Source organism: Halalkalibacter lacteus (genome assembly GCF_036663595.1).
Taxonomy (GTDB): Bacteria; Bacillota; Bacilli; order Bacillales; family Bacillaceae_D; genus Halalkalibacter; species Halalkalibacter lacteus.
The window spans coordinates 1-279 of the sequence record NZ_JAWRVL010000151.1 but is presented as its reverse complement, the minus strand read 5'-3'; the positions used below and the strand labels follow the sequence as shown (position 1 = coordinate 279).

At 70.6% G+C, this 279-nt stretch carries 1 protein-coding gene; it reads right to left on the bottom strand.

Translation table 11 applies throughout. The features are described from left to right. Positions 1–279, bottom strand: a 279-nt coding sequence (locus SAZ04_RS21870; protein WP_332699641.1) for a hypothetical protein, incomplete at both ends; no start/stop codon positions are given.

The window sequence follows — 279 nt, the reverse complement described above, 5'->3', positions numbered from 1 at the left end:
CAAAGCGCGCCACGAACAGCGCGTGCGGCATCGGATTGTGCAGACCGAGCGCGAGCACTCCCACCGCGAGCGCCAGCCCCCACGACCGTGCGTCGCCACGCTGGTACAGCCACAGCCAGAGCAGGTTGAGCGCGAGGTGCGCCGGCATTGAGTAGCCGGTCCCCGACGTCATCAGCACCTCGCTCGACGTCACGAGGAAGGCGAGCGCCATCCACGGCCGGAGTCCCTCGTCCGGCCAGAGCCGTCGCGCGATCGCCGCGAGCAGCACCACCGACAGCG